The sequence below is a fragment of the Shewanella sp. DAU305 genome (assembly GCF_026802235.1).
GTDB lineage: Bacteria > Pseudomonadota > Gammaproteobacteria > Enterobacterales > Shewanellaceae > Shewanella > Shewanella baltica.
Map to the genome: position 1 here is coordinate 4,754,725 of NZ_CP113808.1, position 13,578 is coordinate 4,768,302.

The following is a 13,578-nucleotide window of genomic DNA, read 5'->3' on the forward strand; positions in this document are numbered from 1 at the left end:
TTTTATCCTATGTCAAATGACCAAAGCGCAATGAACGAACTACACTGGCTCATCGATATGGTGCAAACCATAGAGGTGGGATTAGTGGTATTAGATCGCCATTACAATATCCAGCTGTGGAACGGTTTTATGGAGAATCACAGCGGTGTTTCCCCTAATTCGATCAAAGGTCAAAACCTGTTTACCCGCTTCCCCGATCTGCCCGCCACTTGGTTAAAGCAGAAAATGGAATCGGTTTTTATGCTTAAAAACCGTGCCTTTATCAGCTGGGAACAACGGCCGTATGTTTTCCAATTTAAAAACTACCGCCCGATCACGGGCCGTGCTGACTACATGTACCAAAACGTGACCTTGTTGCCACTGGCATCGCTCACAGGACAAGTGACCCATATCAGCGTGATTATTTATGATGTGACTGATATCGCCATCAACAAGTTACAACTTAAAGCCGCGAACGAGCAACTCGAGCGTCTAAGCCAAACCGATGGTCTGACTCAGCTGCATAACCGTCGCCATTGGCAAGAATGTTTAGACCATGAGTACGATATATATGCCCGCTACTCAGGCATGGCAAGTTTAGTGATGATAGATATCGATAACTTTAAACATATCAACGACAGCTATGGTCATGTTGCGGGTGATAAAGTGATCCAGCATATCGCCCACTTACTCAGCCAATCCCTGCGTGAGACCGATTGCGCCGGACGTTATGGCGGCGAAGAATTTGCAGTCGTATTACCCAAAACCAGCGGCGCCGATGCCATGTATTTCACCGAGCGACTCAGGGAAAAAATCGCCGCATCCGTCATTCTGTATGAAAGCCTGAAGATATCAGTGACTGTGAGTTTAGGTGTGTGCGAAATTGGTTCCCACATCACCAGCAGCTCAAGCTGGATTTCTTGCTCCGATAAAGCGCTGTACGAAGCCAAGCAAAAAGGCCGTAATTGCAGCGTTTTGCATACCAGTACCAGTGTGAACAAAACGACCCAAGACTAACATATCAAACCAATAAAAATGCCCATCATAGATGGGCATTTTTATTTAAAACGGTACAGATTAGATATTCACGTACGAATTAATGAGGGAAACCATCATCTTCGTCGTCTTCATCTTCTTCGTCATCCATTTCATCACCGACGAAATAGGTGCCCCAACCGTCATATTCCACTTTCTGTTTTACCGCTAATTGCAGCAGTTGTTCTGCGGCTTTATCCAGTAATTCAACTTCTAGTTTGTGGTGCGCGACAGCATCGAAACAGAAAATAATTGAACCATCTTCCAGTTCCATTTCTTCAGCGTCGTTTACCTCAAAACCTAATTTAAAGGCATCTACTGCGGCTTTTTCGAGACGATCGAAATTGGTCGATGAAAAGTGATGCTCAATAATATATTCCGCATCAGGCTCTGAGCCATCGTCAAGCAGGGCTTGCACTATGTCACGATTCTCTGCAAGTTGGGCTTTTAACTGACTTTCAATAGACATGGATTTGTCTCCGTTAAGGTAAATCTGGCTCAAATTGGCATTATACGTCATCACTCGCGAGAGTTTTACCCATAAGTGCTGCCGCCTCTTGATTTATCTCAGCAAATCTCGCCGACATGCTGGCATGGATTTGCGCAGAAAAGTTTTTCACATCGGCTTTATCTAAGCCTGCTGTCGCCACAGGGGCCATCATATCGATAATGACTACACCGTTATTCCAGCGATTGAGCTTAATGTGGCTTTGGCACGAGGCCAATACCGGCACAACAGGCACTCCCGCCGCAATCGCAGTATGGAAAGCGCCCGCTTTAAAAGGTAACAAACCGCGACCACGTGAACGTGTACCTTCAGGGAAAATCCACACAGACAAATTCTTCTGTTTAATTTTTTCCACGGTTTTCGCCATAGTATCAAAGGCACTATGACGGTTTTTGCGGTCGATCAGAATATTCCCTGACAACCAATAGATTTGACCGAATAATGGCATCCACGCCAAACTCTTCTTACCCAAACTCACAGTCCCTTTAGGTACCGCAGTCGTGTGAGTGAAAAGATCGAAGTTATTCTGATGATTTGCGAGGAAAATATAGGGGCCATCCTGCACATCTTTATGTCGACGTACAATCACTTTGATCCCAAGGATCGGAGCTACCGATGAGAAGATCTTGGCGAACATATGTACATTGTCGCGGTGCCGAGGTCTTAATAAACACACTAAGCCACCAAAAATAAAGGCAAGCAACAATGACACCGCCAACAGCATTGATCTGACGATTAAAAGCACGATTTACTCCGACTATAAAAGTGGCGACAGTATATCCACCATGGCTTTGGGACTCAATATATTGTTTACATCTGTAAGCTGACTTGCTAACAAGCAAGCAAAAAAGCCCATCGATATACTGAAAATCCAGTGTATAGATGGGCTTTTATATCAATATTTATCTAAGCGTGGTGCTTTGGCAGGATTTCAGATCCCGTTGCCTGAGGCGCAACTTTAGCTAACACAAAACGGATGACTAAGGCGCTCACGGCCAAAGTCGCGACAATCGCCGCACCGCTGGGCAGATCTAACGTCGCCGACAGGACTAATCCTAAAACATAGCCCAACAAACCGACGAGGTAAGCGTAAAATAACCGACCTTTACCGCGGTACTTGTTCAGTGCTAAAGCGGGCAATATCAAGGTACTGAACACCAGATAAACGCCCACTAATTCAACCGACAAGGTAATGACCAGCGCAAATAGCAGATAGAACCCAGCACCATCCAACATCTGGGGACGCAGGAATATCGCCAATAGCACCAGTGAATACACCACTGCCGGCAAAATCAGTTGTGACCAACTCACCCACAGGATCTGACCTGACATCAATTGCTTTAACAGCTCGGCGCCGTGTGGGTCGTTCGCCAGCAGCAACATAGCCGCTACCGCAGACAACACATAAAAGCAGCCGATCATTGCCTCCAACTCACCCGCCATCCGCTTAGATAACCAAGCGATAAACCCTGCGCCCGCGAGGGCAAACAGCGCTGGCATCCACACATTAGCAAACGGCATGTCTTCTAATCTGTGGTCCATGTGAGCGACAATCGCGCCTAAGGCGGCAACTTGCGCTATAGCTAAATCGATAAAGATGATGCCACGCTTAAGTACTTGTCTTCCAAGTACAATATGCGTCGACAATACTAAGATCCCCGCTGCCAATGCGGGCAACAGAATCGACATCAGTTCAAGATCAAACATAGGTTTATTTCACTCCATTTAAGAGGGAAATCACGCTGTCATAAAGGCTAAATAAATCTTGGCTCTTATCGTTGCCACCCACAGACATAGGTAACATCACCACGGGCAAGTTCGCTTTTTCACCCAGCCATTTTGCACCGCGCTCGTCCTGATAAGAGGCCACGACCACCGCCAGAATATCCCCTTGCTCAGCACGCGTCAGCAGACTCGCTAAGTGGCCGCTAGTCGGAGCTAAACCCGGTTTAGGCTCTAAATCTGCCACTTGCTCGATACCAATCCAGTTGAATAAGTATCTGAAGCTTGAGTGGTAAGCGATCACTTTTTTACCTTGTAATCCCTTAGCTTGCTCTTCCCAACGCGGGACTGCTGCTTGCCAGCGAGTAGTAAAATCTGCCAGTGACTTTTGATAATCGGCCGCGCCAGCAGGATCTAATTGAGTCAACTTAGCACTCAGCGCCGTGGCGACTTTTAACAGCCGCGTCGGGTCAAAATGGATATGTGGATTGCCTTTGGCATGCACATCACCCATGCTGCGATCGACATTGGCCAGCTTATCTAAGGTCTCGATTTGATCGGCCGCGAAAAATAAGCCTTGATCGGTCGAGCGCACTTTTGCGTTTGCCGACTTCATTTGCAGCATAGGCAACCAACCCACCTCAAGATCGGCACCGGCGCAGACCACAAGATCCGCCTGACGCATTTTGGCGATCAAGCTCGGACGTGCCTGCACTTGATGCGGGTCCTGTAATGCTGTCGTTGCCGAATAGATGCTCGCCGTAGGAGCCAGCTCCTTCGCTAATGCTGCATATTCAGGTTCACAGGCAAACACGTTCAGTTCGGCGTGGGCCAAACCGGTATAAGTGATAGATAAGGCCACTGCGGCCAATTTAGCTAAATTAGAATTGATGCGCACCGTGAGCCCCCAGAGACATAATGTATTGAATAGTGAAGATGTTATCGTCTTCAATTCCGTCGAAGTTAGTACCCTTTTGATTGGTATACTGGAAACGAACCGTCGAGAAGTGGCTAGAATGCCAAGCCAAACTCACCTCAGATTCTTTCAACTTCTGCCCATGGAAATGATCGCCATGGAGCTCTTGCGTATCCGCTTCACCATAGCGCACACCCGCTGACCAGCTCGGCGTGAATTGGTACACACTGCTCAGATACCAACCTTGGTGGTAATCTTGGCTTGGCGCATCCTCAGGATGCAGATCGACAGGGGTAAAGTCGCTCACCCGATAATACTCGCCGCTCACGGTAAGATTTTGATATTTGTAGTTACCGTTAGGCGCCCACTTATAAACAAAATCAGCACCATAGGTGTTTTTACCTGTGTAAGATGCGGCGTGGCTATGACCTGCGTGCTCATCACCATGGTCATGCTCATCTTCATGTTCGCCTTCTTCATGGGCGGTCACTTGGCCATTCTCGTTACGCAGGTAACTTAAACCCGCTTGCCATGAGCTGTTATCGCCGATGTCGCCACCGATTTTTGAGTACAAGGTATAAACGCCGACCTTCTTAAACTCACGCTCACCATGCTCATCGGCGGCACGTAAACTGTCGCCCTTAAAGGCTTCAACGCCCATAGTCCAATACAAGTCAGTTGGTGCTACGTAGTTGAAACGTATACCATCATCAAAATAATGGCCGCCTAAAAATGCACGGTAAACCACAGGACGGTCGGTGAAAGAATCTGTGTGTAAATGTTGGTTATTGAGGTAACCAATGTCCGATAGGAAACGACCGCCGCGGATAGAAAAGCCCGCAGGCATCGCCATGGTTTGAATGAAGGCTTCTTCAAGATTCAGCTCAGTGTCACCGTCATGCATCTCAACCACAGCTGTGACTTTACCGTAAAACATATCATCGATATTGGCGCTCAGGGCCAACTCGGTCTCACCTAAACCAAAGCCATCTGGGCTCTCGGCTAATGGACGCTCACCCGTTTGATAGTAACCATTTAATACGGCACTGATCGCTGGGTTCGTGAGGCTCGAATCTTCAGCCAATAGGCTAGGCGAAACAAACGCACACGCCAAAGCCACCAAAGAAATTCGGGTATTTAAAACAGTCATGATATCTCCAAAATACAACTAGCACTCGACGACTAATATAAAGTCATCAAGAAATACAATAAGTTAAAATGTTTGAGTTGATTTAGAGAGTGGCAGGTGGCGCACGACTGCGATAAACACTGACGTGTTCAGAAATGGAGGGGGGTAAAACAAATTCGACCACATCGAAATGCTGCACGCCTAAATTGAACGTCAGCGGTTGGGTCAATAGAATCTTGTTAAGCTGGTGCTGATGGAAGCACAGGGTACAGTGGGTCTTAGCCCCATCGTCAAGATGGGTCACACTATGGGCTGAGGCGGCAAAAGACAGCAATATCAAGATGGCCGAAAGCCATATCGAAATCGTGCGTCTAATGTGACGTTTAAGTCTCACTCAGTCGTCCCCATAGTTAAAAAGTTGCATAAGTCTATGTCAGGGCCATAGCAAGTTGCAATAAGGTAATTACTTTGCAAAAGGTTACAAGATATTTGAGCAGGGTAATCTTAGCAGCAACTTGCCTCGTACATAACGGCGAAACCTTACGGGAGTGCTGGTAAAAGAGTACATTTAAGATTAGCTTAAGTGAGTGTAACTATAGTGTATTTAGTTTTTATGTCAGCGAGCACAACGGCGAAATTGAGCTCGATATGGCGTCCGTTTTTAACCACCAAAAGGCAACTCTCATGCTAGCATTTTTTCGTGAAAACTTAGGGCTTATCTTAGGGATAGTGATTTTCAGCGTGGTGATATTTGGTGGAATTTATTACGTTGAGCATTCCTTAGCGGCCCAAGAACAAGTCGTTCAGTAAACCTGGAGTCACACTCTGTGGCGGTAATTCGCCTGGGTAAACTCCTTTTTCGCTATACCTTGAGCGCCCACTATAGGCGCTCGAATCATTTATGCCTCAGCAGATTGTCTTATTGTTTTGTTATCGGTACTTCTGTCTTTGGTCACTATCATCGACGGGTTCCGGCGCTTCAATGGTGATCACTTGGTCCATAAAGTGACTCACGAACAACAACATCAGCGAAAAAATCATCACAGGGATCGCAAAGTGCCGCACTGAGGCATCGAAATAACTGTATCCCGCTGTAAACACACTCAAATAAAAGCCTAATAACTTAAGCTTAGCCAATGTTGGGCTACGGCCTAACCAAGCGGTGCAGTGAGGACAACGCACTTGGGCGTCGAAGCCTTTGCCTCTTTGTTGGGTGATGTCACTGACCTTGATGTACTGATTACAATGGGAACACAACATGAAAACACGATTCCTAAATAGCGATGCGCAAGTTTACCAGATCCCTGCCAGAGTGCGGCCTGCAAATGCTGATAAAAGGCTAATCTTGTCGAAATTGCGGATAAAACCAAGAGCCCTAAAGCAAACCAAGTAAACCCCTGCGGCAAAAAACCTTAGATCCGAAGCAAATTTCACTCAACGACGTTTTACAGTCAATCCGGCAGCCACTATCATACTCAGACATATTTCTATTTAAGATCACACCTATGCATCGCTACCTCGCTCTAGTGTTTGCCCTGTTTATCCCATTATTAAGTCTCTCATCCCCAGCGCAAGCCGAACCTGTCGCGGCAACCGAAAGTACATCAACCACAGCTGTGGCGGTCAAAGCCGAACTGGCTATGTTGCAACAAGCTATCGATACCGATATCCATAAGCTGAAACATGCCAAAGGTGAGTTGAAAACGATTGTCGAATATCGCATTCAAAACAAAACCTTACAGTTACGTAATAAGATTAAAGATTTGCTCGAAGCAACGCCGATCGACAGTGCTTTTCTGCAGCCATTGATCCAAGGGCAACTTAACTACATCCAACAGATTGATACCTATATCGATGACAACATTGATAAATTGGAGCAGCAACTAGGCTCGGGTACAGATGATGCGATTCTGCTCGATATCTCTAAGCGCGAATTAGACAAAGACACCTATTACAAACAGCAACTCGAGACACTCAATTGGCTCGAACAGGTTGGCCAAGATGTTAGCGAAGCACAAAAGTCCCTGCTGCAAATTTTGATTGCGCGTGCAGATATGCTAGAAAGTTTAGTGACTTACACTCAGCAGCAACTGCAAGCTGCGGTCGATACCGCAACCAATGCCGGTAAAGATGTCACGTCGGCGCAAACCAGCCACGTGATGATGCTAAAGGAACGCTTGGCCCAAAATAGCCAAAGCTTAAATATCGACATCAACTTACTCGATGCTTTAGGCCAAGATACCGCCGCGCTGAAAAAGACCTTGTTTAGTGTGTCAGGCGATATTACTCAGGACGTATTGAGCTTTGATGTGGCCTCAAGCTTAGTCGAGCAGTGGCTGAACACGGCGCAGGAACAAGCGATAAATCATGGCCCTACCGTCGTGTTTAAGTTGTTTGTATTCTGCTTGATCTTAATTATCGCGGGTCTAGCCGGCAAGTTAGCCAAACAGATAGTGAAGAATACCGTTAGCAATTCCAAGTTGAATTTGAGCAAGTTATTACAAGACTTCTTCACCTCGCTATCAGGCAAAGCCGTCTTTACCATAGGACTGTTGGTCGCCCTGTCCCAGCTTGGGATCGAACTTGGGCCGCTACTCGCAGGCTTTGGTATCGCGGGTGTGATTATTGGTTTTGCCCTGCAAGATACCCTGTCGAATTTTGCCTCTGGCATGATGATCTTAATTTATCGTCCCTACGATGTGGGTGATTTGATCAACGCTGCTGGCGTCACGGGTCGAGTGAGCCACATGAGTCTGGTCTCAACCACGATTAAAACCATGGATAACCAACGTCTTATTATTCCTAATAATAAGATTTGGGGCGACACCATTAACAACATTACGGCCGAGCACCAACGTCGGGTGGATATGACATTTGGTATTGGTTACAGCGACAATATCGAACATGCTGAAGCGATTCTCAAATCCATCGTCGAGGCGCATCCAAAGGTACAAGCACTGCCAGCGCCGACGATTAAGCTGCATCTGCTGGGAGAATCTTCGGTCGACTTTATCGTGCGCCCTTGGGCGAAACCGGAAGATTATTGGGAAGTGTATTGGGACATTACCCGTGAAGTGAAAATGCGTTTCGACACCGAAGGGATCAGCATTCCGTTCCCGCAGCGCGATGTGCATATCTATCAAACCACGAAGTAACCTTTCTAAAACCAGCTAAAGCGTTAAACCAGTATAAGCACGTTAAACCAGAGTCAAAGGGCGTAGCAGCAAGCTCGCCCTTTTTTATCTCTGCAGCGCTTTTGCATCTAAGCGTGAGTTTTCATTGAAATGTTAGTTTTGAATCTAAACGTTAGCCTAAACCGACTATCTCACCTTTGGCATCAATATCGATTTTCAAGTATCCCGGTTTAAGCCCAAGTCCTGGCATAGTCATCACATTACCCACTAAGGCAGTTATAAATCCCGCCCCCGCATGTAACACTAACTCTCGCACTGGCACCACAAAATCCTTAGGAACGCCCTTTAAGCTAGGATCGTGACTAATGGATAACGGCGTTTTGGCCATACACAAAGGCAAATGTCCATAGCCAAGCGCGGTCAGTTGCTGCGCCTGTTGTTTCGCCTCGATAGACAGACTCACGCCTTTAGCGCCATAACCCACTTCGGCTAAGGTGGATAACTTAGCCTCCAATGAGGCTTCATCTGGATATAACAACTTGAACTGACTCTTAGTTTCAGCGGCGCGAACCACAGTTTGCGCTAAGGCGATAGCGCCCGCTTCCCCTTGGCTGAAGGCATCGCTGATTTCACAGCCAAATGCAGCGCTCGCATTGACGGCTTCCATTAGCCATTGCAACTCAGCATCGGAATCAGTGGCGAAACGGTTAATCGCAACCACCACAGGAATGCCATAACGCGCCACATTGTTGATATGCCAGTTTAAATTTGCAAAGCCCGCTTCGAGTCGAGCCTGATCTGGGGCATTGATATTTGTCGCACTGATGTTTGTCGCACTGATGTTTGGCACATGGATATTTGATACATTGCTATCCACCTCAGTTGCCAAGCCACTATTGGCCTTCAGCGCTTTTAAAGTCGTCACCAACACAGCGGCGGCTGGCGCCTGACCCGATTGACGCACCTTGATATTACAGAACTTTTCAAAGCCCATATCCGAGCCGAAACCGCCTTCAGTCACCACAAAGTCCGCCAGCCTGAGGGCGATATCATCGGCAATAATTGACGAGTTACCGTGGGCAATATTGGCAAAGGGTCCTGAGTGGATCAGACAAGGCGAGCCATTTAAGGTCTGCATTAACGTCGGTTTTATCGCATCGGCCATGATGGCCGTCATCGCCCCAGCGACACCTAAGTCTTCGGCGGTAATCACTTGCCCTTGGGTATTTAAGGCTAACACTAGACGACCGATCCGCGACCGCATATCCGCCAAATCATGACTTAAGGCTAAAATCGCCATCAACTCAGAGGCAGCGGTAATATCAAAACTGGATTCGTACTCTGGGCCGTTATTATCACCTAAGCCCACATGAATTTGTCTAAGGCAGCGATCATTATGATCGACCACTCGGTGCCAGCGGATCTCGTTAGGATCGATAGCCAAAAACGCTTGTTCAGATTGCGCTTCAAATTCTGTTTTACCTAAGCGCGTCTCGTGGAATAGCCGCGCCGCAATCGCCGCGGCCCCTAAATTGTGGGCACTGCTGACGGCATGAATATCACCCGTGAGATGTAAGTTCATCTCCTGCATGGGCACCACTTGCGCATAACCGCCACCCGCAGCACCGCCTTTCACCCCAAACACAGGTCCCATGCTAGGCTGGCGAATACAAGCACAGGCCTTTTGGCCTATGGCATTTAACGATTGTGTTAAGCCAATGCTCGTCACCGTTTTACCTTCGCCGTGGGGAGTAGGCGTAACTGCGGTGACGATAATCAATTTACCTTTGCGTTGCCCCGCTAAACGCTGCAACACACTGAGCTCCACCTTGGCTTTAGTGTGACCAAATAGCATCATCTCTTCGGGTAACAGGCCTAAGTCGGCGCCAATTTCGGTGATGTTTTTAAGGCTTGCGCGACTCGAAATATCCATATCTGTCAGCATGCGTCGATTTCTCCCTTTCAGATACGCTTTGGTTTAGTATGAGGGGTTGCTAAGCACAACACTCATTGAATAGGGCGGATATTAGGTGATTGGCTTTAAGATATATAGCCATCGAAAGGGTTAATGAGCGATTCCTTAATCTGCATCAAATATTTTGCCCTGCACCCTATAAATCAAAAGCACACAGTCCCAAAGAGGAACAGCATGAGCGAGTCCCATTTTACTTTTTCTGAATTTGTTGCCGGTTTCTGGCGAATGGAAAGCTGGGACATGACGCCCATGCAGCGCCTTAGCCTGATTGAGCAATACCTAGAATTAGGCGTGACCACTATGGATCACGCTGATATTTATGGCCAATATCAATGCGAAACCTTGTTTGGCGAGGCATTAGCCTTAAAGCCAGCGCTGCGCCAACAGATGCAAATTGTCAGTAAATGCGGCATTAAACCCGCGTTTGCCTGCCGCCCTGAGCGCTACGTCAATCACTACGACACCTCCAGTGAGCATATTATTGCCAGCGTCGAGCATTCCCTTAAACAGCTCAATACCGATTATTTAGATCTGCTGCTGATCCACAGACCCGATCCCTTGATGGACGCTGATGCGGTCGCCGAGGCATTTAAGATCCTCAAGCAAGCAGGTAAAGTGCAGCATTTTGGCGTATCGAACTTCACCAATGCACAGTTCTTCTTGTTGCAATCGCGCTTAGATGCCCCTTTAGTCACCAATCAAGTGGAGCTCTCGCCACTGGCGATGTGCCCCCTTCACGACGGTACGCTCGATTTGTGCCAGCAACGTCGTATTCGGCCTATGGCTTGGTCGTGCTTAGCGGGTGGAAAGATTTTTGAAACCACAAATCCACAGGCGGTTCGCTTGCATCAAACCCTCAAGCTCATCGCCGAGCAAGTGGGAACTCAAGATATTAGCCAAGTGATTTATGCCTGGGTTCGTATGCTACCAAGCCGACCCGTGCCACTTATCGGCAGTGGCAATATCGAGCGGATCAAGAGTGCCGTTGCCTCCAATGAGATCCAGCTCGATCGCCAGCAATGGTTCAGTATTTGGCAGGCATCTATGGGTCACAGCGTACCTTAATTTTTACCTCCCAAACGCAACAACCATAAACAACAACGGCGCCAGAAGGCGCCGTTGTTGTATGCATTATTGAGTGCGACTTAAAACTGCACATCGCCACTTAAATGCGGGCGACGGCCTTTGCTGTCACGTAATTCAAATACCATATTATCGGTGTTCTGCTCATAGCCAAACCCGACATCGGCAGGCATCAACAGTGGCAGTTTGAAGGTCACATCCACAGTAAATGGACGATCGCCGATACTTGGCATCAACTCAGCCAAACAACGGGCCTTAGACCACATACCATGGGCGAGCACGCGATCAAAACCAAAACGCTTTGAGAGCACAGGATGCAAGTGGATCAGGTTATAGTCACCAGACGCCTTAGCATAACGACGGCCTAAATCTTCACTCAAGCGCCAGCTTTGCGGCGTTTCCCACGCCATATCAATGGCTTTAGGTGGACGAACCCGGCGTCCAGCAACATCGATACGATATAAATAGGTGGATAGCGATTCCCAAACGAGTTCTTCACCCACAAACGCCTTAGACACAAATTCAAACTCTAAGCCGGAATCAGTCTCACGGCTTGTGGTCAATGCGCATTCGAGGGAGAAAGTCTCGTCAACCGTCACTGGGCGATACACTTGAATGCGGTTCTTAAGGTGGATCATCCCAAGCAGCGGGAAAGTGATGCCATCGTGGGTAAAAATCACCGCATGGAGGCGAAATGCCATCACATAGAGATAGGTTGGCGGCAGCACTTTACCGTCAAATTGAAAACCACACACCTGCGCGTATTGGCTTACTTTAGTTTCAGACACAGTCACATGTGGCGCGGTCACCTTAATATGGGGCAGCGGTTGCTGATCCCAACCCGGCTTACGGCCAAAGAAGATCTTGCGATAAAGAGAAAACAGCGACGGCATCGCGTTCAATTCAACACAATATGCATTATTCAAGTCTGAGTACCTTTTAATTAACTATCCCTTGGCACATAAATGCATTGCCATAAATTACCCCGCACAGACGAGTAACGTCTGCTCAATCAAGTTGATAACGAGTGTAAAACAGGCAGCGCTGCGTCTTAATAAGGGCTGATGCTGACTCACCGAATGGATAGCTATAGAGTCAGGTTTGTCGAAAACGGCGTGATTATAACCCAGAGGACAGAGTTCTGTGTATCCCTAAGTTTAGTAGGAATAATTACTACCAATAAAATCAATAGATTAAAATATCACGATGTAAATCTGTCCATCTCGATTCGGCAATAACATCTCCTGAGTGCGAAAAATTTACGTCTGTGCCACACTATCGTTCCACTCTCTTTAACCTAGTTATCACGTGCAAGATAAGAATTTTGACAAGCTCGCGCAAAAATTTGCGAAAAATATTTATGGTACGCCTAAAGGCGACATTCGTGCCGCCGTACTGTGGCGCGACCTCGCACCTGCGCTAGCAAAACTGGGGGATAGAAAACTCAGGGTATTAGATGCAGGCGGTGGTTTTGGTTACTTTAGCCAAAAATTAGCCCGCCTCGGCCACGAAGTGGTGCTGTGCGATATTTCAGCGGAGATGTTGGCGCAAGCGCAAGAACAGATAGATGCTTCGCCTGAACCATTAGCTATCCAGCTTATCCATGCGCCTATTCAAGCACTATCGGTCGAGCACCATGGCTATTTCGATATCATATTGTGCCATGCCGTCGTCGAATGGTTAACGGATGCTAAACCCACGATGGCGGGCCTACTCACTATGCTTAAACCCGCGGGAATATTCTCTTTGATGTTTTACAACAAAGAGGCCATGCGTTTTCATGCCTTAGTGTCGGGTAATTTCGATTACGTCGCCGCGGATTTAAAAGTGAAGAAAAAAGTGCGGTTAACCCCCACACATCCACTTTATATTCAAGAGGTTAAAGAGTGGTTTAACGAGTGGCAGATGTCACTTATCAGCCAGTCCGGCGTGCGGGTGATCCACGACTATTTGAAAAAGAGTCAGCCAGTGGATTTCGATTATCAAAAACTGCTGCAAATGGAGCTCAATTATTCACAACGTGAGCCCTATATTTCCCTCGGCCGATATGTGCACTTTTTAGGGCAAAGCCCCGCAGTTTAAATGCGCGTCGTTATA

Annotated in this window: 14 protein-coding genes; 5 read left to right on the forward strand and 9 right to left on the reverse strand. The window is 47.4% G+C overall.

Going from position 1 to position 13,578, the window contains the following annotated elements:
• The first annotated feature begins 9 nt into the window (after positions 1–9).
• The gene (locus tag OX890_RS20190; protein ID WP_006080017.1) at positions 10–996 is read left to right on the forward strand and encodes a sensor domain-containing diguanylate cyclase; all 987 of its coding nucleotides are present in this window, start codon (positions 10–12) and stop codon (positions 994–996) included.
• Between the two features lie 79 nt (positions 997–1,075).
• Here the strand turns inward: OX890_RS20190 and rraB are convergent, their stop codons facing one another.
• The 6 genes from rraB to OX890_RS20220 all read right to left on the reverse strand — a co-directional run bounded on the left by rraB (position 1,076) and on the right by OX890_RS20220 (position 5,683).
• Positions 1,076–1,483 (reverse strand): ribonuclease E inhibitor RraB, encoded by a 408-nt coding sequence (gene rraB, locus OX890_RS20195; RefSeq protein WP_107949328.1) that lies wholly within the window; start codon positions 1,481–1,483, stop codon positions 1,076–1,078.
• Positions 1,484–1,523: 40 nt separating this feature from the next.
• On the reverse strand, positions 1,524–2,267 hold the full coding sequence (locus OX890_RS20200; protein ID WP_006080014.1) for a 1-acylglycerol-3-phosphate O-acyltransferase: 744 nt from the start codon (positions 2,265–2,267) through the stop codon (positions 1,524–1,526).
• A 161-nt stretch (positions 2,268–2,428) separates the two neighbouring features.
• Positions 2,429–3,229 carry a metal ABC transporter permease gene (locus tag OX890_RS20205; RefSeq protein ID WP_006084227.1) on the reverse strand — a complete coding sequence of 267 codons (801 nt, stop codon included), beginning with the start codon at positions 3,227–3,229 and terminating at the stop codon, positions 2,429–2,431.
• A gap of 4 nt (positions 3,230–3,233) precedes the next feature.
• Positions 3,234–4,142, reverse strand: coding sequence for a metal ABC transporter solute-binding protein, Zn/Mn family (locus OX890_RS20210; protein WP_172599620.1), 909 nt, complete (start codon positions 4,140–4,142; stop codon positions 3,234–3,236).
• Entirely contained in the window at positions 4,126–5,310 is a 1,185-nt protein-coding gene (locus tag OX890_RS20215) for a membrane protein (protein ID WP_006084229.1), read from the reverse strand. Before OX890_RS20215 ends, OX890_RS20210 begins: the two co-directional genes overlap by 17 nt.
• A gap of 82 nt (positions 5,311–5,392) precedes the next feature.
• A complete protein-coding gene (locus OX890_RS20220) occupies positions 5,393–5,683 on the reverse strand; it encodes a hypothetical protein (RefSeq protein ID WP_006084230.1) in 291 nt (96 codons plus the stop codon).
• A 290-nt stretch (positions 5,684–5,973) separates the two neighbouring features.
• Here OX890_RS20220 and OX890_RS20225 point away from each other — a divergent pair, with 290 nt between their 5' ends.
• Positions 5,974–6,099 carry a hypothetical protein gene (locus tag OX890_RS20225; RefSeq protein ID WP_086010635.1) on the forward strand — a complete coding sequence of 42 codons (126 nt, stop codon included), beginning with the start codon at positions 5,974–5,976 and terminating at the stop codon, positions 6,097–6,099.
• A 120-nt stretch (positions 6,100–6,219) separates the two neighbouring features.
• Here the strand turns inward: OX890_RS20225 and OX890_RS20230 are convergent, their stop codons facing one another.
• Entirely contained in the window at positions 6,220–6,549 is a 330-nt protein-coding gene (locus tag OX890_RS20230; RefSeq protein WP_006084232.1) for a hypothetical protein, read from the reverse strand.
• Between the two features lie 245 nt (positions 6,550–6,794).
• On the opposite strand from OX890_RS20230, the gene OX890_RS20235 reads away from it, so the two are divergent.
• Entirely contained in the window at positions 6,795–8,444 is a 1,650-nt protein-coding gene (locus tag OX890_RS20235; RefSeq protein ID WP_126492804.1) for a mechanosensitive ion channel domain-containing protein, read from the forward strand.
• 151 nt (positions 8,445–8,595) lie between these two features.
• Here the strand turns inward: OX890_RS20235 and OX890_RS20240 are convergent, their stop codons facing one another.
• Positions 8,596–10,368 carry a formate--tetrahydrofolate ligase gene (locus OX890_RS20240; protein ID WP_268649818.1) on the reverse strand — a complete coding sequence of 591 codons (1,773 nt, stop codon included), beginning with the start codon at positions 10,366–10,368 and terminating at the stop codon, positions 8,596–8,598.
• A gap of 204 nt (positions 10,369–10,572) precedes the next feature.
• Between OX890_RS20240 and OX890_RS20245 the strand changes: the two genes are divergently transcribed.
• Positions 10,573–11,463 (forward strand): aldo/keto reductase, encoded by an 891-nt coding sequence (locus OX890_RS20245; RefSeq protein ID WP_268649819.1) that lies wholly within the window; start codon positions 10,573–10,575, stop codon positions 11,461–11,463.
• A gap of 80 nt (positions 11,464–11,543) precedes the next feature.
• Here OX890_RS20245 and OX890_RS20250 read toward each other — a convergent pair whose 3' ends face one another.
• Positions 11,544–12,374 (reverse strand): MaoC/PaaZ C-terminal domain-containing protein, encoded by an 831-nt coding sequence (locus OX890_RS20250; RefSeq protein ID WP_011845701.1) that lies wholly within the window; start codon positions 12,372–12,374, stop codon positions 11,544–11,546.
• A gap of 415 nt (positions 12,375–12,789) precedes the next feature.
• Here OX890_RS20250 and OX890_RS20255 point away from each other — a divergent pair, with 415 nt between their 5' ends.
• Positions 12,790–13,563 carry a methyltransferase domain-containing protein gene (locus tag OX890_RS20255; protein ID WP_126492807.1) on the forward strand — a complete coding sequence of 258 codons (774 nt, stop codon included), beginning with the start codon at positions 12,790–12,792 and terminating at the stop codon, positions 13,561–13,563.
• Positions 13,564–13,578 lie beyond the last annotated feature (15 nt).